General features: G+C 39.3%; 19 protein-coding genes and 1 pseudogene. 10 read left to right on the forward strand and 10 right to left on the reverse strand.

Translation table 11 applies throughout. The features are described from left to right. Nucleotides 1-49 precede the first annotated feature (49 nt). Nucleotides 50-481 (reverse strand): MarR family transcriptional regulator, encoded by a 432-nt coding sequence (locus L652_RS0109970; RefSeq protein WP_024595879.1) that lies wholly within the window; start codon nt 479-481, stop codon nt 50-52. A 145-nt stretch (nt 482-626) separates the two neighbouring features. Between L652_RS0109970 and hmgA the strand changes: the two genes are divergently transcribed. Next, nucleotides 627-1,928 carry a homogentisate 1,2-dioxygenase gene (gene hmgA, locus L652_RS0109975; protein WP_024603436.1) on the forward strand — a complete coding sequence of 434 codons (1,302 nt, stop codon included), beginning with the start codon at nt 627-629 and terminating at the stop codon, nt 1,926-1,928. Between the two features lie 2 nt (nt 1,929-1,930). Continuing rightward, complete coding sequence (gene maiA / locus L652_RS0109980; RefSeq protein WP_002959042.1) at nt 1,931-2,560, forward strand: maleylacetoacetate isomerase; 630 nt, start codon at nt 1,931-1,933, stop codon at nt 2,558-2,560. 11 nt (nt 2,561-2,571) lie between these two features. On the opposite strand, the gene L652_RS0109985 is transcribed toward maiA, so the two are convergent. Then, nucleotides 2,572-2,805, reverse strand: coding sequence for a TIGR02647 family protein (locus L652_RS0109985; protein ID WP_002959041.1), 234 nt, complete (start codon nt 2,803-2,805; stop codon nt 2,572-2,574). Nucleotides 2,806-2,931: 126 nt separating this feature from the next. On the opposite strand from L652_RS0109985, the gene L652_RS0109990 reads away from it, so the two are divergent. Further along, nucleotides 2,932-3,234 (forward strand): DUF1496 domain-containing protein, encoded by a 303-nt coding sequence (locus tag L652_RS0109990; RefSeq protein ID WP_002959040.1) that lies wholly within the window; start codon nt 2,932-2,934, stop codon nt 3,232-3,234. 54 nt (nt 3,235-3,288) lie between these two features. After that, nucleotides 3,289-3,597 (forward strand): VF530 family protein, encoded by a 309-nt coding sequence (locus L652_RS0109995; RefSeq protein ID WP_024591820.1) that lies wholly within the window; start codon nt 3,289-3,291, stop codon nt 3,595-3,597. Nucleotides 3,598-3,647: 50 nt separating this feature from the next. On the opposite strand, the gene L652_RS0110000 is transcribed toward L652_RS0109995, so the two are convergent. Next, nucleotides 3,648-5,267 (reverse strand): diacylglycerol kinase family protein, encoded by a 1,620-nt coding sequence (locus L652_RS0110000; protein WP_024595877.1) that lies wholly within the window; start codon nt 5,265-5,267, stop codon nt 3,648-3,650. Between the two features lie 348 nt (nt 5,268-5,615). Here L652_RS0110000 and L652_RS0110005 point away from each other — a divergent pair, with 348 nt between their 5' ends. The 6 genes from L652_RS0110005 to L652_RS0110030 all read left to right on the forward strand — a co-directional run bounded on the left by L652_RS0110005 (nt 5,616) and on the right by L652_RS0110030 (nt 11,278). After that, nucleotides 5,616-6,140, forward strand: a complete 525-nt coding sequence (locus L652_RS0110005; RefSeq protein WP_024595876.1) for a sigma-70 family RNA polymerase sigma factor — start codon at nt 5,616-5,618, stop codon at nt 6,138-6,140. Then, nucleotides 6,137-6,820 (forward strand): anti-sigma factor, encoded by a 684-nt coding sequence (locus L652_RS0110010; RefSeq protein WP_024595875.1) that lies wholly within the window; start codon nt 6,137-6,139, stop codon nt 6,818-6,820. Before L652_RS0110005 ends, L652_RS0110010 begins: the two co-directional genes overlap by 4 nt. A gap of 156 nt (nt 6,821-6,976) precedes the next feature. Beyond that, nucleotides 6,977-8,569 carry a DUF4331 domain-containing protein gene (locus L652_RS0110015; RefSeq protein WP_024595874.1) on the forward strand — a complete coding sequence of 531 codons (1,593 nt, stop codon included), beginning with the start codon at nt 6,977-6,979 and terminating at the stop codon, nt 8,567-8,569. Between the two features lie 11 nt (nt 8,570-8,580). Next, nucleotides 8,581-9,090, forward strand: a complete 510-nt coding sequence (locus L652_RS0110020; RefSeq protein ID WP_024595873.1) for an Ig-like domain-containing protein — start codon at nt 8,581-8,583, stop codon at nt 9,088-9,090. 53 nt (nt 9,091-9,143) lie between these two features. Beyond that, nucleotides 9,144-10,169: a hypothetical protein gene (locus L652_RS0110025; RefSeq protein ID WP_024595872.1), complete on the forward strand. Its 1,026-nt coding sequence runs from the start codon at nt 9,144-9,146 to the stop codon at nt 10,167-10,169. After that, nucleotides 10,166-11,278: a HupE/UreJ family protein gene (locus tag L652_RS0110030; RefSeq protein ID WP_024595871.1), complete on the forward strand. Its 1,113-nt coding sequence runs from the start codon at nt 10,166-10,168 to the stop codon at nt 11,276-11,278. Before L652_RS0110025 ends, L652_RS0110030 begins: the two co-directional genes overlap by 4 nt. Before the next feature lie 67 nt (nt 11,279-11,345). Here the strand turns inward: L652_RS0110030 and L652_RS0110035 are convergent, their stop codons facing one another. The 7 genes and pseudogenes from L652_RS0110035 to L652_RS0110065 all read right to left on the reverse strand — a co-directional run. Continuing rightward, the gene (locus L652_RS0110035; RefSeq protein WP_002959031.1) at nt 11,346-11,972 is read right to left on the reverse strand and encodes a TetR/AcrR family transcriptional regulator; all 627 of its coding nucleotides are present in this window, start codon (nt 11,970-11,972) and stop codon (nt 11,346-11,348) included. Nucleotides 11,973-12,068: 96 nt separating this feature from the next. Continuing rightward, nucleotides 12,069-13,482: pseudogene (locus L652_RS01000000123635) on the reverse strand (efflux transporter outer membrane subunit). Next, nucleotides 13,479-16,613 (reverse strand): efflux RND transporter permease subunit, encoded by a 3,135-nt coding sequence (locus tag L652_RS0110045; RefSeq protein WP_024594996.1) that lies wholly within the window; start codon nt 16,611-16,613, stop codon nt 13,479-13,481. Before L652_RS0110045 ends, L652_RS01000000123635 begins: the two are co-directional and overlap by 4 nt. A 12-nt stretch (nt 16,614-16,625) precedes the next feature. Next, complete coding sequence (locus L652_RS0110050; protein WP_024594995.1) at nt 16,626-17,795, reverse strand: efflux RND transporter periplasmic adaptor subunit; 1,170 nt, start codon at nt 17,793-17,795, stop codon at nt 16,626-16,628. Between the two features lie 285 nt (nt 17,796-18,080). Further along, a complete protein-coding gene (locus L652_RS0110055; RefSeq protein WP_002959027.1) occupies nt 18,081-19,382 on the reverse strand; it encodes a hemolysin family protein in 1,302 nt (433 codons plus the stop codon). A 147-nt stretch (nt 19,383-19,529) separates the two neighbouring features. Further along, complete coding sequence (locus L652_RS0110060) at nt 19,530-20,219, reverse strand: amino acid ABC transporter substrate-binding protein (RefSeq protein WP_024594994.1); 690 nt, start codon at nt 20,217-20,219, stop codon at nt 19,530-19,532. A 129-nt stretch (nt 20,220-20,348) separates the two neighbouring features. After that, nucleotides 20,349-20,645: arginase family protein (locus tag L652_RS0110065; RefSeq protein WP_029770257.1), on the reverse strand; the 297-nt coding region annotated here is incomplete at its 5' end.

Below are 20,645 nucleotides of genomic sequence, written 5' to 3' on the forward strand. Positions count from 1 at the left end.
TTTGTTAGATTAGTTAAAATTATAAAAGCCCATCATTTGATGGGCTTTTTTATGCCTGTAAGTTATTTTTTAGCTTATTAAGTATACTTATTAATAAACCTTGTTCATGTGTGTTTAACGAAGCCAATAGTTCTTTTTCCCACTTTAACGCCTCGGGTACTATTTTTTTATACATATCTTTTCCAGCTTCACTTAATGAAAGCATAGCTGCGCGCTTATCCTCTGAATTAATTTGAGTTATTAGCAACTTTTTTTCTACTAATATTTTTATTGCACGCGACACAGTCGATTTATCCATATTTGCCTGCGTACATAAATTTTTGGCATTACTTTGACCAAATTGCGCTAAATTCGCCAAAATTCGCCATTGAGGTATCGTTAAGTCAAATTTGCTCTGGTATACCTTAGCAAGGTCATTACTTACCAAACTTGCTACATTAATTAGTTGATATGCTAAAAAAGTGTCTAAATCCAGTTTCATTGTTATCCCGTTAAATAGGTTTACTAGCTGTTCATTTATATTTACATACACATTCATTGAGCAATTTGATATTAGTCTCACTTGAGAGTATCTTAACTGAAATAAAAATAATATTAAACCAACCCCCCTCTCACAGGAGTCAGTAATGGCGACACAATTAAGTTATATGACCGGCTTTGGTAATGAATTTGAAACACAAGCGCTACCCGGTGCACTGCCAATAGGACAATTTAGCCCACAAAAAGTTAAATACGATTTATACACAGAGCAATTTAGTTCGACTGCATTTACGGCTCCTCGCGCTTCAAATCGTCGCACTTGGTTTTACCGCCTTCGTCCGTCTGTAGTGCAAGGTGATTACCAAGCAATTGATAACGGCCTAATAAGAACAGCCCCAATCACTGAAGCCGTAACACCACCAACAATGCTACGTTGGAATCCTATTGATATGCCTTCACAGCCTACTGATTTTATTGATGGGTTAGTAACGATGGCTGCTAATGGCAGTGCTAATCGGCAATCTGGTATTGGCATTCATGTATATGTCGCTAATCAGTCAATGCAAGGGCGTTACTTTTGCAATGCCGATGGCGAAATGTTGTTTGTCCCTCAGCATGGTGAGTTATTAATTCACACCGAGTGCGGTAAGTTAAGCATTAAACCAGGTGAAATTGCTGTAATTCCCAGAGGAATTAAGTTCTCAGTTGACTTAATTGATAATACAGCCCGTGGTTATATTTGTGAAAATTATGGCCATGCGTTAGAGCTTGCAGAGCGAGGACCTGTTGGTGCAAACGGTTATGCCAACGACAGAGACTTTCAATACCCTGTAGCGGCCTTTGAAGATAAAGAGGGTGACTTTGAGCTTGTTTCTAAATTTAACGGTAATTTATTTAGCTGTGAAATTAAGCACTCTCCTTTTGATGTGGTTGCATGGACGGGTAATAGTGCGCCCTATAAATACGACTTATCGCGTTTCAATGTAATGAATACAGTGAGCTTTGATCACCCCGATCCTTCTATATTCACTGTACTAACCTCTCCTTCTGCTACTGAGGGTATGGCAAATGTCGATTTTGTGATATTTCCACCGCGTTGGATGGTAGCCGAAAATACATTTCGCCCGCCGTATTATCACCGCAATATTATGAGTGAATTTATGGGCTTAATTGAAGGTGTGTATGATGCAAAAGAGCATGGTTTTGTACCTGGTGGCGCAAGTTTACACAATTGTATGTCGCCACATGGACCTGAAGCCGACGTATTTGAAAAAGCCTCAAACACTGAGCTTACACCACAAAAATATGAAAACACATTGGCCTTTATGTTTGAGTCGCGCTATATAATTTCACCGACAAAATATGCATTAGAAGGTAAAGAGCGCCAACCAAATTACACCGATTGCTGGCGCACTATTAAAAAACAATTTACAGGTTCACAGGATTAATTATGAAATTATACAGCTACTTTCGCTCATCAGCGGCTTATAGAGTGCGTATAGCGCTTAACTTAAAAGCAATCGATCATGAACTTGCTATTGTTAACCTTTTAAAATCGGAGCAGCTTGGGAAAGAATACTTAGCGACTAACCCGCAAGGCTTACTACCGGCACTTGAAACCAATGATGGTGTTTTAGCACAATCGCTTGCAATACTTGAGTGGCTAGATGAAACTTATCCGCAATCGCCATTAATTACAGGGACTGCGTGGCAAAAGTCGCAAATAAGAAACTTAAGCTTTGCCATTGCTTGCGATATTCATCCTGTTAATAATTTACGCGTGCTGAAGTATTTATCAAACGAATTAGGTGTTGATGGCGAGGCTAAAAATAAATGGTATCGACATTGGATAGAAGTGGGTTTTGAAAAAATAGAACTGATGCTAAACGAAAATAATGACTACTGTTTTGGTGACCAACCAACACTTGCTGATATTTGTTTAGTGCCGCAAGTATTTAATGCAATTCGTTTTGACGTAGATATGAGCGCTTATCCAAAAATTGCAGCCATTTACGAACATTGTAATAAATTAGCTGCATTTAATGACGCTGCACCGCAAAATCAACCCGATGCAAATTAAGCTAATTTAGATTAACTTTGTAGCGCGCTATGAATAACCGTAACGTGCTCAATTAAATCTAAGCCCAGATCAGTTAAATATCCGCCATCTGGGCTATCTATAATCCCTTTATCAAATAAACGTTGCGCTGCGCTAAGTAAGCTTGGCTCTGCGTCTGAATGTAATTTAATACCCTGCATTTTACTGTCGCGAGGAAACTTTGCTAATAGTGTGAATTCTTCGATCATTGTTTGATTAAATTGCATTGTGTGCACCTTTTTATTGTTCTGTGAATAACTAAATTTATACTTAAAATCACTTTGTGTACTTTACACTAGCACGTTTTTTAGCTTAATGTATTATTTTTACCCCTCCCTATTTAAAGGCCTCTAATGCGTAACTTTTTAATTCTATGTTTTTGTTTTAGCAGCTTATCGTATTCAATACTTAGTGAAGCAACAACGCTAAAAACCCATTCAATTATTGATGCAAACCAGTTTGTAAATGAAGAAGCTAACTGTTGGTACGACAACAAACGCTATAGCGAAGGGGCATTAATACAAGTTCACTCTTTTACACTTTTGTGTGGTGCTAAAACACCCCAACACAGTAACAGCCAACTCATTTGGCTTAAAATAGATAAGCAAGGTAATGCTATTTATCCAACAGCTCCTAAAACAATCACTGTGAATTAGCGCTAAAAGCTGATTTAAGCTACAATGCATGCAGTTTAAATAAGTAGTATGGCTATGAATAATCAACCTAAAAACCCTTTACATGGGGTAACATTAGAACAAATACTTGTTGAGTTAGAGCAACGACTTGGCTGGAGAACACTTGGCGAGCAAGTAAAAATTAAATGTTTTACTGATCAACCCAGCATTAAATCGAGTTTAAAGTTTTTGCGTAAAACGCCTTGGGCTCGCGATAAAGTGGAAGCACTTTATATTCACACTATAAATAACAAACCTATTCGTAGACCAAAAAGTGCACCAAGAGAAACATCTTCTCAAGCGCCGGATACAACAGGGTTTGTTTGGCCATCAATTAAAAAATGATGTAAAAAAGGAGCTAATTTAGCTCCTTTTTTGATTATAACTTGCGCGATTTATTGCTCTTTGCAAATCACATTTAATGAAGCCGGCTCAATAGTAATAACTAGTTTTTGAGCGGTTTTAACTTCACCATCTAGTACGTACTTAAGCTCTCCTTCGCCTGTAACCTCTACTCTTTTGGCATTTGTATGATGAGAGTTTATAGCTAAATGTGTTTGCGTTAAGCTACTAAACATCAGCTCTGCAATACTTAGTACTGTGGTTGAATCTTCATTATTTGGTGTTAACCAATTTATATCGAGTAGCCCGTCACTATGATCAGGTTGCCCGCCACCTTGAGCCAATAACGTTGTAAAAGGCGCAGCATTGGCCACAATAAAACTATTAGTACATATTTCTTTAGGCTCATTATCATCGAGTTTTACTTTAAGTAACTGCGATTTTTGCTCGCCAAACGCTTCAAAAAAACCATTTAAATAGGCAAGTTGCCCCGACTTATTTTTCGACTCTCTATCTGCTTTTTCTATCATTGATTGCTCAAAACCAATACCCGCGAGCAGTAGTACTAACTCATTATTACAATAAGCAGTATCTATTATGCTTGTTTGACCATCTATAATTAAGTCACAAGCCTGTTCAACAGGAATAAATTTAGAGGTAATACCCATCAATACATGCGCAAGGGCGTTTGCAGTCCCCATAGGGATGATGCCTAGTTTACATTGTGTATTTACAAGTACGCTTGCAACTTCGGCCACCGTACCATCTCCCCCGCATGCGATAATAATATCCGGCTTTTGCGCAATTTCCTGTTTAGCCAGCTCAATACCGTTAACCTCTTTTGTAGTAGTGAGTACTTTCAGATCGTAATAGTCCGATAGCCGCGCAACAATTAAGTGCTCTTTTTCTTCCCATAATCGTGTACCAGATACAGGGTTTGCAATTAAAACGGCTTTGTTTTTAATCAGTAATTCGCCTTTTTTATGTCGCTTAGCTAAATGGCGAAGTTGATGCTTATTTAAATTTGCGGTTTCGCGGGTTTCTTTTATTTGTGCAAGTACTTCATGCACATCTGCATTTTTGTTTTGGCTCAGTAAATAAGCCGCCATGACAAAAACAGAGCGCCCACGCCCTAAAGCACAATGAACGACTACGCGATGGTTTTCTTTAATATGGTGATGAATCCAATTAATAGCCTGATTTAACTGAGAATGGGTAGGAATACTATGATCGAGCACCGGAATGTTTAAATAATTAATATTCTCTTGTGTTGAACTCCACTCGAGTCCGTCGAATTCACACGTAACATCTAAAATCGCCGTAATCCCGTTATCTTTTAATGTGTCTATATCTGAGGGAAATAATCGGCAAGCTAAAAATAGGTTTTCGTTTATTTGTTGAATGGGCGGCACTTTATCGCGCTTACGTGACCAGGCATTATAAATTTGCACACCGAATAAAAATGGCACAAACGCCCACCGTATATAAAATGGGATCACCCCATTTTCACGCTTTCTAAATATTTTTGCTGTATTAAAAATATACGCGGTACTCACTAATAAAAGTGACAGCGCAGTCCAATAAAAAACAATAGCAAAATAGACAGAGTTCACTTCCCAACCAATAAAAATAAGCAGTAGTGCCAATAGTAAATAACTAATTGCAGCCCACATAGTCTCTCCTTTGTGAAAATAATGCCGATTTATAATCTTAATTTAAACGGCTTTAAGTAGTCTTTTGCAAATATCACGCCATATAAATGCCATTTAAAATTCAAACGCGAACAATAGGCCATTGATATATATAGTAATTAATAAACTAAAATCTACTACAGACCGCTCTTTGTGCATTTTTTACAAACATGTGAATAAATTATACTTACACGTCTAAATTTCAAACACTGATCGGTTATTACTTGTACTAACGTATAAAGCAGCTAATCTAAAAGGCAATTAAATTTTTTGCATCCAAATCACACCCTCAACCGTTTACTCAATGATAATAAGAAAAACAGGACCCCTATGGATAACGATGATTTACTCCCTCTTTTGTGCGCAACAGCACAAGGAGACAAAAATGCTTTCTCAAGTTTATATCAACAAACTAGCGGCAAACTTTTTGCTATTAGCTTAAATATGCTCACTAACAGAGCTTATGCGGAAGAGGCACTACAAGACGCTTTTATAAAAATTTGGCATAACGCATCTGAATATAACGCCTCTAAAGGCACCGTTATTAGTTGGATGATAAGTATAGTCAGATACAGAAGTCTTGACTCACTTCGCTATCACAAAGTACGAAAAGAGCAGTCGTTAGGCGATGACGAATATGAAAATGAAAGTATCGACGTTAATTACGATGAAGAAACGAAACTGGTCAATTGTATCGAACAGCTTGAGCCGCAACAAAAACAAGCTATTCACTTAGCTTATTATAAGGGGCTGAGTCATAGCGAGTTAGTGGATCATATAGAAACGCCTTTAGGTACAGTTAAAAGCTGGATCAGGCGTGGGCTTATGCAGCTACAAAGGTGTTTAACATTATGAATTATAATAAACCCGAACTATTAGACGCGCTTGCTGGGCAGTACGTGCTTGGCACACTTAGAGGGCTTGCCCGTAAGCGTTTTCAGCGTCTGTTACTTAGCTCAAATCAAGCACGTGAAGCAAAAAATATGTGGGAGCAAAACCTAAACAACTTAGCGAGTGCTATTACACCGCAAACGCCACGTGACGATGTATGGGTAAATATACTACAGCGTATTGAAAACAGACCACAAACAAGTAAAACAGTCATACATACCAAGCCTTCAATTTGGCGTACATGGTCTTTTGTAGCAACTGCCGCATGCATTGTTTTAGCCTTTTTGGTTATTCAGCCTAGTACCAATGTTATGCAAACTCAGCAAATTGCTTTGGTTCAAAATCAAAATAAACAATCATTGTGGTTTATTGATGTAAGCGAGCAAGGGCTCTCAATTAAAGCTAGTAGCCAATTGGTTGCTCAAACTAATAAAGATTATGAGCTGTGGATGATTTTAAAAGGTCAAGATGCACCTATTTCATTGGGTTTACTGCCCAAGCAAGGCAGTAAAATATTATTTAAAGATAACCGCTTCAACGCAAGTGATATCGCATTGTTAGCAGTGAGTTTAGAGCCTATTGGTGGCTCACCAAATGGCTCTCCCACTGAAGTGCTTTACACCACAGAGCTGGTACTTTTATAACCCGACTATTATGACCAAAGTTGGCTGCTTACACAAAGCAGCCAACTAACTTTTAAACTTTTTAACAAAAAATAAAATAATTTAACTTTTTTGCATCCAATTTAAATCCCGCCCCGTTATTAGCTATGACTTCAATCAAAACTAAAGGACAAAGTCATGAAAGCTTTAACTCCATCAATACTCGCAGTAGTAATATGTAGTACGTTTGTAAGTGCACCAAGTGAAGCATCTAGCCACAGAGAAGCGCCAAATATAAGCCGTTTCCCGACTTTAGATTCAACCGATTTTTATGTATTTAATAGTTACGAGCAAGGTCGTGATGATTACGTAACATTAATTGCTAATTACATCCCGCTGCAAGATGCATACGGCGGTCCTAATTACTTTGCAATGGACCCAGATGCAACCTACAGCATTCATATAGATAACGACGGCGATGCTGTTGAAGATATTACATTTGCGTTTAACTTTAAAAGCATGCTTCCTAATGATAACCAAGGTGTGCAATTAACTGTTGGACCAGAAGGTAATCAACGCACCGTGTCTGTACCGCTTAAAAATGTAGGCGGTGTATCTGCCGGAGATAACAGCGCTGTAAATTTTAGCGAATCATACACAGTAAGTATGATAAGCGGCGCGCAGCGTACTGGCGAAACAACGGTATTAAATAACACTGCATCAAACTCCAGCACATTTTCTAAACCGCTTGATTATGTGGGCAATAAAACATTTGGTTCAATGAGCGATTATCAAACTTACGCTGACCAATTTGTGTATCAGGTTTCAATTCCTAACTGTGAAAGCATGGCACAAGTTTTTGTAGGGCAACGTAAAGACCCATTTGTAGTTAACCTAGGTAAAACATTTGATTTAGTAAACTATGTACCTGTAGAGGGTGATAGCGCCCCAGGTGCTGGTGACGGCGGTGGTTTTCCTGGTGGCATAACACAATCAGCTGATAACGACGACCTTGCAGATAAAAACGTAACATCAATTGCTATCGAAATACCTAAAAGCTGTATTGTTGGTGAAGGTAACGGCGTAATAGGTTCATGGACAACAGCAAGCCTACCTCAAGCTCGCGTATTAAATCCTAATGCTAAATTTGCTAATAATGGCGTTAATGGTGGTGCTTTAACACAAGTTTCACGCTTGGGTAGCCCGCTTGTAAACGAGCTTGTAATTGGCATTAAAGACAAAGACACATTCTCCACTGCTCACCCTAAAGATGATGCACAATTTTTAGATTATGTATCTCACCCAGCACTACCAGAGTTATTAAACATTTTGTTTAAAGATGCTGTTAATACGACCCTTGGCGCAAACTTAGAAACACTGGCACCCACAAACTTCCCGCGTACTGATTTAATCACTGCATTTTTAACAGGTTTTGCAGGCGTTAATCAGCAAGCAACTGTAACACCTTCAGAAATGCTGCGTTTAAATACAGGCATTGCAGCAACAGCGCAAGCTGATCAATCTGCATTTGGTGTAGCGGGTAATGATTTAGCCGGCTTCCCAAATGGTCGTCGCCCGGGTGATGATGTGGTTGATATTGCACTTCGTGTTGTGATGGGTCGTTTATGTCATCCGATTCCTGTAAATGGTGAAGACACTGATTTAGGGCTTTGTTCACCAGAGGATGCTAATACAGGCACAGTGCCATTTACAGACGGCGCACCTATTGATGCAACAATGATGGACTCATCATTCCCATACCTTGCAACACCGCTTGCTGGCTCTAAATAAGGAGTAAAATAATGCGTAATTTAAAAACTACCCATATTTGTGTTCTCCTCAGTGCATTAACATTGGGAGCATGTAGTAGCGATGACGATAAAAAACAACCTACACCAGTTGTAAACACAGCGCCTACCGCAAGTGATGCAATGCTAACTACACAAACTGAGGTAAGCATTACCGATATGCTTAGCGCAACCGACAATGATGGCGATTCGCTTACTTATTCGTTAACAAGTGAGCCAACTCTTGGAACTGTTACCGTTAATAGCGACGGTAACTTTACCTATACACCAAATAAAGAAGTGACAGGTTCAGATAGTTTTATGTTTGGTGTAAGTGATGGCGTTAATTCGCAAGTAACTGCAACAGTAAACATTACAATTGACGCACTACAAGTCGACTTTGCTCAATTTGCAACCGATGCATTTAATCAAGCGTCAAATGCAGAGCCGTTAACTGTTAACGGTCGGGTGTTTACAAACACCGATACCGATGTTGATGGATTAATTTCAACAAACGGTAACTAACCAAGTAATTAAGCTGACAGGCCATGGATGGCTTTTTTCAAAGGATATTTATAATGCATTTATCAATTTTTAAGTCCGTCGCATTTATTACTTTATGCCTAACGACCTTTGCATTAAGCGCTGCGCCTTTTACTCCAAAGGATGATGCAGTTATTGCTAACAGTAATTCAACGCTTAGTGCTTCTCTGTCTGTTGAGGAAATAAATACATTAGTCACTAACAGCCAATATGTAGGCCAAACAGAGCGTTTACAGGGGCTACTTAAAACCCGTTTAGCCCAGCTATATAAACACACACCCTCATCTCAAATTGGTTACTTATATGCTCGCGTTTTACAAAAAGAGCACCTTTTCAACGAAGCTATTGATATTGCTAACAACGTTTTGATTAAAGAGCCACAGCATAGTAATAGCCATTTATTGCTAGCCAATATATTTATGACTCAAGGTAAGTTTGCACAAGCAAAAAAACACTGTGTCGCCTTAATTGGGCACGTAAGCACTATTACTGCTAGCACCTGTGTACTTGATGTACAAAGCCAACATGAAAGCGTTTTAGACAGCTACCAAGCATTAGTAAAAATTATAAATAATAATCAAACTAGCCTAGCTACAAACCATGTTTTAAGTGAAATGAGCTATCGTTTAAATAACTACAAACAAGCATTGTCTCACTTACAAAGTGTAGATTTAGTTCAAGCCCCTGTGAGCCTAATTGTTTTATGGGCCGATATTCAAATTGCTCTAAACCAACCACAACAAGTATTAAATACATTAAGCGTACTGCTTCCTGATAAAGGTAATTTAGAGGACGCTATTTTGCTAAGACTTTCAATCGCAGAAAAAAAACTGAATAAACGCGATAAAAAATGGCAAAATACAATGGCGCAAAGAGTTACGCTACGAGAGCTTCGTAAAGATTCTTTTCATGCAAGTGACTTAGCTAAATATTACCTTGATGTACAACCAAATCGCGAAAAAGCACTTTACTGGGCTCATATTAATTGCCAGCAGGCTAAAATGAGCACCGATGAGCAATTACTTATTCAAGCAAAAGCGATGCAACGAGATACACTATGAAAACGCCTTATCTATTTATACTCACTTTAATGCTGTGCATTTTTTCAACTTACAGCTTTGCCCATCAACTAAGTACAAGTTATATAACCTTAAATAGCGAGCACAATAACGACACCAACAAAAATCTATACACGGGTACCTGGCAAATAAATATTGCCGACTTAGAGCACGCAGTGCCTCTGGATTTAGATAAAAACGGCCAAATTTCGTGGACAGAAATAAAAGCAAAACGCAGCTCAATAAATAACTTCATTAAAGAAAATTTAAATATCACGCAAAGCGCGCAAATATGCCCTTTAAAAAGTGAAGGTATCTATCAGCTAGATAACCATTTTAACCAACCATATTTAGTGATTCCGCTGCAGTTTAGCTGTGATGATAATGAAGCAATCACCCTTTCCTATTCCGCTTTTTTTAAAACTGATGCTAACCATAAATCCATCGTAAATATTAACGGTGTATCTCGTGTATTTAATATCAATGAGGCACAACAAACGTTCAGCTTTGAGCAAACAAGTTATTTAAGTACCTTTAATCAATACGTGTACCAGGGTGTTTTACATATTTGGATTGGTATTGATCATATTTTATTTTTAATCGCTTTGTTACTTACCTGTGTTTTAAAACGCAGCGATAAAGCATGGCAAGGTATTAGCTCTAAAAAACACATTATTAAACACACAGCATGGATAGTAACCGCGTTTACGCTTGCGCACTCTATTACGCTTACCGCCACCGCTATGAACTTAGTCTCACCAAATAGTCGCTGGGTAGAGCTTGGAATTGCTATATCGGTTTTATTTGCAGCATTAAATAATGTGTGGCCGCTGATACTTCGTTTAGGTTGGCTTACTTTTGCTTTTGGTTTACTACATGGGATGGGATTTGCGAGCGTACTTGGCGAGCTTGGCCTGTCGAGCGACTATCAACTGCTCAGTATTTTGGCGTTTAATTTAGGCGTCGAAATCGGTCAACTTAGTATATTACTGATAGCCTTACCAATACTCATTTATGTACGACACTACACTTGGTATAAAAAATGGTTAATGCCAATGGGCTCCGTTGCTATCGCAATTGTTGCACTTCAGTGGTCAATCGAGCGTTTTTAAATAGTATAAATAAAAAAAGCTAGCCAAAATATTGGCTAGCTTACTTTTTAGTTATCTATTTTGAGCGTTACTGCGCTTTATCAAATGGCATCAGTAATGTTTTCATCGCAGGGCGAAGCGCTATGAGTACCGTTTCTTCGGTTAGCTCAGGGTAGAGTAACTTTCTAAGTAATAACCCTGCCATCATCGAAAAAATAACATTAATTCGGCTTTCAAGTTCACGCTCATCAATGTCTTTGAGCGCACTTCGCTCGCTTGTTAAAAGCTGCCTCATGCGCCCTCTTGCTTGAATATCGGTTTCACGCAAAAGAGTAGCGACTTTAATATTACGACCCGCTTCTGCCATCATATCTAAATCGATAACACACGAACCTGTATCCATATGTCTTTGCACGCCAATATTTAAGCCATCTAAAAGAGCCGCCAAAACATCACCAGGGTGATCTTCAAACTTTTGAAAGATAGAGAACATTTCTTCCATATCTTTTTCAATAATGCTTTCTATAATCGCTTCTTTGCTCTCAAAGTAATTATAAATATGCCCTGCACTCATCCCTGCCGTTTTAGATATTTCTGCCATACCTGCACCGTGGTAACCTTTACGGCGAAAACACTCTGCAGCAGCTGTTAAAATTTGCTCTCGCCTAGCAAGTGCTATCGCGGGATCTGTTTGCCTTTTTGCTTTAGGCTTCATGTTCAACTCCACTACCAAGTCATAAACTCAGTAAAGCAAGAGCTATAAATAGTCTCGCCATATAAATATGTAATGCGGCTTTAAAAGCCGCAAATATTATTTCTCTTCCTGAGTTGTTTCACTGGCTACATTCCATCCGCCACCAAGCGCTTTGTACAAGTTAATTTGACTCGCAAGATACGCTTGCTGACCCGCAATTAACTGCTGTTGTGCGCCGTACCACGTACGCTGAGCATCAAGTACTTGCAAGTAGCTATCTGCGCCTTTTTCGTAACGCATTTTTGATAAATCAAACGTGATTTGTCGACTACTTATAAGCATATCAAGGGCACTTAATTGCTCTTGGTAACCTTCTCTATCAGCAAGTGCATCGGCAACTTCGCGAAACGCATTTTGAATTTTTTGCTGATACGTTGCCACTGCAATTTCTTGATCTGCTTTTGCTACATCAAGATTTGCTTGGTTACGTCCCATATTAAAAATAGGTAAGCTAATTGTCGGCACAAAACTCCATGTACCTGAGCCTGAATCAAACAAGCNAGTCACTTGAAGCAGACCCCGCATTGGCTGTTAAGCTAATGCTTGGATAAAACGCCGCACGAGCAATACCAATATTGGCATTTGCAGCAAGCATTAAATGCTCAGCGGCTTTAATATCAGGGCGCTGCGATAACAAGTCAGACGGTAAACCAACGGGTACTTCTGGCATACTGATCAAGTTAGTCAGGTCTTTATTAGGCAGTAAATCAGCTGAAACAGATTTACCTACTAATAAATCTAAGGCACTTTTATCACGCTTTAGCAAACGTTTGTACGTTGCTATGTCTACTTTTGCCGTAGCAACTGTGCTTTTAAGCTGCTCAAGGGTAATTGAAGACGTCGCACCTAAATCAAAGCTTTTTTGCGTAAGCGATAATGATTCTTGCTGAGAGGTAAGCGTTTCTTTTGCAAGCTCTAGCAGTTGCAAATCAGTTGCATAATTTAGCCACGCATTTGCCAACTCTGAAATTAAAGACACCTGCGTGCTGTATTGGCTAAGCTCTGTAGAGTATAAGTTTTGCAGTGCTTGCGCTGATTGATTGCGTACTTTGCCCCAAATATCTAACTCGTAAGAGGTAATACCCACTGTTGCACTGTATTGCGAGCTAATAGCTGCATCGCCAGTACCTGATAAGTCAGCCGGTAAACGCTGGCGCGTACCAGATGCATTCAAATCAAGTGATGGATACAAAGCAGAGTCTTCAATTTGATATAAACCACGCACACGCTGCACATTAAGCACTGCAATTTGCATGTCTTTGTTATGCTCAAGGCTTTGACTAATTAACGTTTGTAGTTTTTCGTCATTAAAAAACTGCTGCCAATTTAATTGCTGCGCAGCGCTTTGCCCAGTATCTGATGCATAAGCATCAGATACTGGTAAAGCAAGGTCTTTTTGCTCTGGCGCTAGTTGGCAACCACTTAGCACCAATAAAGCAATTGCACTTAGGCTGAATGTTTTAATGCTCATTCTGCGCTCTCCTTCGTTGTCTCTTTAGCTTTGCCAGGAAATACACGGCGTACTAACACAAAGAATAACGGTACAAAAACAACAACTAATATTGATGATGCAAGTGTGCCGCCAATAATCGAAATACCTAACGCATTTTGCGCACCAGAACCCGCGCTTGAGGCAATAGCAAGCGGTAAAACACCACAAATAAAGGCCATCGAAGTCATAAGTATTGGACGCAAACGTAGGCGAACAGCTGCAATAGCCGCATCAACTAAGCCAAGCCCTTCTTCCATTTTATGAATCGCAAACTCTACAATCAGTATCGCATTTTTAGATGCCAAACCAATGGTGGTCAACAAACCTACCTGCAAGTAGATATCGTTAGATAAGCCACCGCCAAGCGCTGCCATAATTGCACCAAATATACCCAGTGGCACAATCATCATTACCGCAAACGGTACCGACCAACTTTCATAAAGCGCGGCTAAACATAAAAATACAAACAGCAGCGATAGGCCATATAGTAGAGGTGCTTGACCGCTACTAGAGCGCTCTTGGAATGAAATACCGGTCCACTCAGACGAAATACCATTTGGTAATTGTTTAACTAAACGCTCCATTTCATCCATTGCTTGGCCTGTACTGTAACCTGGCGCTGCACTACCTTGAATTTCCATTGCTGAAAAACCATTGTAACGCTCTAAACGCGGCGAACCATACGTCCAGTAGGCACTAGCAAACGCTGAAAACGGCACCATATCGCCATTATCATTGCGTACATACCACTTATTTAGATCCTCAGGCACCATGCGAGATTGTGCATCACCTTGCATATACACTTTTTTCACTCGACCACGGTCAATAAAGTCATTCACATAACTACTACCCCATGCTGTCGAAAGTGTACTGTTAATATCGTTTTGCGACACGCCAAGCGCTTCGGCTTTTGCCAAATCTGTATCAAGTTGTAGCTCTGGCATGTCTTCTTGTCCATTTGGACGTACGCCCGCTAAAATTGGGCTTTGGCTCGCCATACCTAATAATTGGTTTCTTGCCGCTAATAAATCATCATGTCCAAGGCCAACACGGTCTTGTAAAAAGAGAGTAAAGCCATTGGCCGTACCCAGTTCAACAATTGCAGGTGGCGGAAAGGCAAAAACAAATGCTTCTTTTATCGTTGAAAAGTAGCCCATCGCTTTACCTGCAACACCTTGAACAGATAACTCGTCACGCTGACGCTCATCCCAATGTTTAAGATTTACAAAGGCAATTGCTGAGTTTTGGCCAGAACCTGCAAAACTAAAACCAGTCACGGTAAAAATACCGTTTACTGCTTCAGATTGATCGTTTAAAAAGTGGTTTTCTACCTTTTTAACAACCTCAAGCGTTTGTTGTGTTGTAGAACCCGCTGGTAATGACACTTGGTTAAACAAAATACCTTGGTCTTCGTCAGGCAAAAATGCCGTTGGCAAGCTTGAGAATACATAAACCATACCGCCCACAATCACGCCATAAATAAGTAAGTAGCGTTTAGAGTGAGTAAGCATGCGCCCTACAAAGCTTTGTGCACCTGAATTTGTTTTATCAAAACCACGGTTAAAGCCTGTAAAAAACCGGCCAAAAAACGTGTCATTGGTATGTACATGGCTTGGTTTTAAAAGCGTTGCACACAATGCTGGCGTTAAAATAAGAGCCACTAAAACAGATAACCCCATCGCCGATACGAGTGTTATAGAAAACTGACGATAAATTATACCGGTAGAGCCACTAAAGAATGCCATTGGAATAAATACCGCAGAAAGCACCATGGCAATACCTACCAGCGCGCCTTTAATTTCATCCATAGATTTACGTGTAGCTTCAAGTGCCGAGAGTTTTTCCTCGGTCATTAAACGCTCAACATTTTCTACAACAACAATTGCATCATCTACCAATAAGCCTATGGCAAGTACCATCGCAAACATCGTTAGCGTATTTATTGAATAACCAAAGGTGTATAAAATCCCAAATGTACCTAGTAAAACCACAGGTACGGCAATAGTTGGAATAAGCGTTGCCCTAAAGTTTTGTAGGAACAAATACATAACTACAAAAACCAGTACAACAGCTTCAATTAATGTATGAATAACTTTTTCGATAGATAACGATACGAACGGTGTTGTATCGTAAGGTATTACGGCATCTAACCCTTCAGGGAAAAACGGTTTTAGCTCTTCAATCGCTTTTTTAACGCCCTCTGCGGTATCAAGTGCGTTAGCGCCACTGGCTAATTTAATACCTAAACCTGATGCAGGTTGCCCATCGTAACGAGCAACAACGCGGTAGCTTTCACCGCCAAGCTCTACTTTAGCAACGTCCTCTAGGCGTACAAAAGAGCCATCTGGATTGGTTTTAACTAATATTTGTTTAAATTGCTCTGGCGTTTGTAATCGACTTTGCGCCGTTACTGTTGCATTAAGTTGTTGACCATCAACGGCAGGCATACCGCCAAGTTGACCGGCAGATACTTGTGCATTTTGCGCACTAATTGATGCACTAATATCAGCAGGTGTAAGCTTATAATTTTGTAACTTTGCTGGGTCTAACCAAATACGCATCGCGTACTGAGAACCAAACAGCTGTACTTCACCTACGCCTTCAACACGCGAGACAATGTCTTGCACGTTTGATGAAACATAATCGCCAATATCAATATTAGTCATGCTGCCATCTTTAGACACAAAAGCATAAACCATTAAAAAGTTACGCGCTGACTTTGCAACTACCACACCTTGCCTTTGTACGGCTTCTGGTAATAGTGGAGTTGCTGTAGCTAGTTTATTTTGCACTTGAACTTGTGCAATGTCAGGGTCAGTTTCAGCGCTAAACGAAAGTGTAAGCGTAGCAGAACCACTCGACTCAGACGTAGATGACATATAAAGCAAGCCATCAAGCCCTTTCATTTTTTGCTCAATAACTTGCGTTACCGTATCTTCAAGTGTTCGTGCAGATGCACCAGGGTACGTTGCAGTAATACTCACTGCAGGTGGTGCAATTGAAGGATACTGCGAAATAGGTAAACTCCTAATCGCCAAAATACCTGCAAGCATCACTACAATAGCGAGTACCCAAGCAAATATCGGTCTATCGATAAAAAATCGTGACATTAAAACTCTCCGTTATTGCGCTTGATCGGCTTTAGCAGACGATTGAATTTCAGATGGGTTCACAGGTGCACCAGGGCGGATTTTTTGTAAACCTTCAACTATTAACTTATCGCCATCACTTAGGCCATCAGTAACAAGCCAATCAGAACCAATCGTTCTATCTACTTTTAATACGCGGCTTTCTACTGTGTTGTCTTTACTGACAACCATTGCTGTTGGTTCGCCTTTTGAATTACGGCTAACGCCACGTTGCGGAGCTAAAATAGCACCCGCCTTAACACCTTCCACAATAGAAGCTCGGGCATACATGCCAGGCAGTAATAATTTTTCTGGGTTTGAAAATTTAGCACGCAGTGTTACTGAGCCAGTACTTGGATCAACGGTCACTTCAGAAAACTGCAATGTGCCTTTATGAGGATAAATAGAGCCATCTTCCATAATAAGTTCAACGTCAGTTTGGCTAGCCGAATCGACAGTTAGAGCACCTGATGATATTGCTTTTTTAAGTTGGGTAAGCTCATTACTTGATTGTGTTAAATCGATATAAATTGGATCAAGCTGAGTTACTGTAGCAAGTGCTGTACTTTGATTGGCACTTACAAGTGCACCCACTGTTACGCTTGATTTACTAATTTGACCACTAATAGGAGAAGAGACGTGGCTGTAATCGAGATTAATTTGCGCTGATTTTAACTGCGCTTTAGCTGTTAATAATTCAGCATTAGCTTGCTTGTATGCGGCATCTGCTTCATCAAAATCTTGTTGGCTCACGGCTTTAATTTTTAAAAGTTCTTTATAACGCGATGCTTTTGATTTAGAGCTGGCAATGCTTGCCTCTGCGCGCGCTACGCTTGCTTCACTTGCTGCTAAGTCTGCTTCAAATGTAGCAGGGTCTATTTGATACAGTGCTTGGCCTTGTTTAACCTCATTACCTTCAACAAATAAACGAGATTGCACAATACCACTTACTTGTGGACGAATTTCAGCAATTTGAAATGCACTAATGCGACCAGGAAGTTCTTTTTTGAGAGTAAGCGCTTGGCTTTTTACTGTAATTACACCCACTGGGACAGCTTTAGGAGCTGAAGCTTGTGACTGCTCAGCAGCCTGATCACAACCAGTTAAAGCAACAGAACCGACGAGGGCTGATAATACAAATAAAGCGATGCGGGAACGCTGCATGTTAAATACCTTTTAGTTTAGAGTGAACGATCATTCTAAATTAAAATGCGCTGATAATGAATCTTAATAAGGAGAAATTTACACAAACTTACACTATTGAATACAATATACGCCTTAGGTAGCATTTAATGTTAATTTGATGAAAATAGAATCAAAGCTGTTTGAAAATAAAGCAATTAAACAGATTGAAATAACCACTCATTTTAAGCACAGAACTTTTAAATAGGCACAAAAAAGCCAAGCAAAAACAGCTTGGCTATTTATATAAACGACTATCTTACTTTTTTAAAGGGGGTTGTCGTTCTGTGGATTAATAACTCTTGAAACTAACAACTGCTCTACCCTAATGCCCTCTACATCAACAACTTCAAACTTAAAGCCTGAAAAAGTTAAATGCTCTGCACGTTTAGGGATTCGCTTCATACTGTAAATTAAAAATCCAGCGACAGTTTCATAGTGCATCTGATCTGGAAATTCTTCTATATCAAGTACCTTTGCTAAATCGGTAATTGGAGTTAACCCATCTACAAGCCATGAATTTTTATCGCGCTCTATAATTAATTCATCACCTTGATGAGTAATTAAATCCCCCATAAACCCTTTCATTAAGTCTTTTACCGTTACAATACCTACCGAAAGCGCGTATTCATTTACGACAACAGCAAATGGCTTTGCTGCGCTTTTAAACGCATTTAAGGCTTCTGATAGGCTTAATGTTTCCGGTAAGTAAAAAACATCTTTATCAATCAGCTCATCGTTTATATTGGCGGCTTCGCCTTTTAGTACTTGTCGTAAAATATCTTTAGATTCAACAGAGCCATGCAATTTATCTAAATTTCCTGACACCACTAAAAAGTGATTATGAGGGTGGTCAATAATTTTGGTCGCAATATCATGGCTAGATTCGTTTAAATCAAAATAGACAATTTGGTCGCGTGGCGTCATTACGCTTGATAAAAACCGCGCTTCTAGGTCAAACACATTACCAATGAGTTCATACTCTTGCTTTTGCAAACTACCATATGCAGCACCCGCTTCCATCATGGCAACAATGTCCTCAGTTGTAACGTTGTCTTCTCGCTCAGCAGGCACTTTAAATAAGCGCAGCACAAAGTTCGTTACCCCATTAAAAAACATCACTAGCGGAGTTAAGGCAAAGGTTACCCAGCGCATTATTGTAACGACTCTAACAGCGACAGCTTCTGGCATGATCATCGCTAAACGCTTTGGCATTAAATCGGCGAACAAGATAAACAGAGATGTAATAGTAAAAAATGAGAATAAAAAGCTAATTTTTTCTAAGTGTGCACCTTGATAAAAAAGCACTAAAACACTTTCAACATAAGGCGATAAAGCCTGCTCGCCCACAATACCACCCAATATCGCAATCGCGTTGAGTGCTATTTGGATCATGGCAAAAAAAGCCCCTGGATTTTCTTGTAGCTTTAATACCGCTGCTGCTTTTATATTTCCTTCATCTGCCATTACTCGCAGTTTTATTTTACGCGACGCTGCAATTGCTATTTCTGACATAGCAAACAACGCACTGATCAAGATCAATAAGCTAATCCCGATTAAATCACCCATTTAACGCTCCAATAAGTTAGCGCTTTTTTAAACAAAAAGCAGCTGGATTATAATCGGTTTTTTAAACGCAGCAATTTATATTTACGAAATATATTTAAGCTATTAATTTTCAATTATTTAAGGGGTAAAACAGTGAGTTTAAAGTGCTTAAATTTTATTAAAGGCAACTTTTAATTGAGAAACTAAAGCCGGATCCATATTTATATTACAGGCAAAAAATAACGGAGACTGAGTTGTATTTAAATCAAGTAATGGTTTTAGTAACTCAAGCTTAGGCTCTGTTTTAACTCGATAGTTAAATTGCTTTTTGTTGAGGATAACAAAATCAAGTATATGGTGACGAGTGCTTATGAGTTTATCTATTTTATCTAGGCTATCGATGAGTAATAAATGCTTGCTTTCACTAAAGCCCCTTTCAAGCAAATAATGATGACTAAAGTTATCACGCAGTACTGCTATTTTGTATTTTTTAGCATCATTGAGAGTGTTTAACTTTATACCTCTGGATTTTAGACCATAAATGGCAGAGTCAAAGCTTTCCAGTTCGCCTACCCAGTTAAACTTACTTTCTCTATTAGGTAATCGAACAATCGAAAATATACAGGTGTTTTTATCGCGTAGCGCTACATTGTAGGATATGGCCCAACTATGCGCCAACATAGTGTAGTTTATACCTGTACCTTCTAGCGCTTTATGAACTTTTTCGACAGAGCGGCCAACGAGTTTGTTATCTTCATTAATATACTGAAAGTCCGGAAATACTTCCGTTACTATTGTAATTTCAGCTGCATCAACTTTAATACAGCTAATGAACAATAAAAAGATCAACAATTTCATCTAGCGAGGCCTCAACTAACTCATTATATGTATTTAATAAATATAGCTGAGGCTTTATGAACTGCTAGTTTTTAGTCATGTGATGCACACTTATACGCTGATAGTGCTAGTATTTATAGCTTCTACAGCTTACTTGTTCATTGCACTAATTAAAAAGGCTGAAATTTTAGCGCCTTCTCTAAGTGTCGTCTCAGAGCTTGATTGACCAACTAAAGAGCTGTCGGTAAATGGCGCTATCTCCATCATATCTGCACCCGTAATAGGAAACTCATCCGCAATGGCTGATAAAATATCAAGCGCATGCTGAGGCGTTAAACCGTGATGCTCTGGCGTACCTGTGGCGGATGCAAATTCAGCATCAAGTGCATCAATATCAAAGCTTACGTATATTTCATCAACGTTATCGGCTTTTAACTGTGCAATAGC

Source organism: Pseudoalteromonas sp. TB25 (assembly GCF_000497995.1).
GTDB classification, from domain to species: Bacteria; Pseudomonadota; Gammaproteobacteria; order Enterobacterales; family Alteromonadaceae; genus Pseudoalteromonas; species Pseudoalteromonas distincta.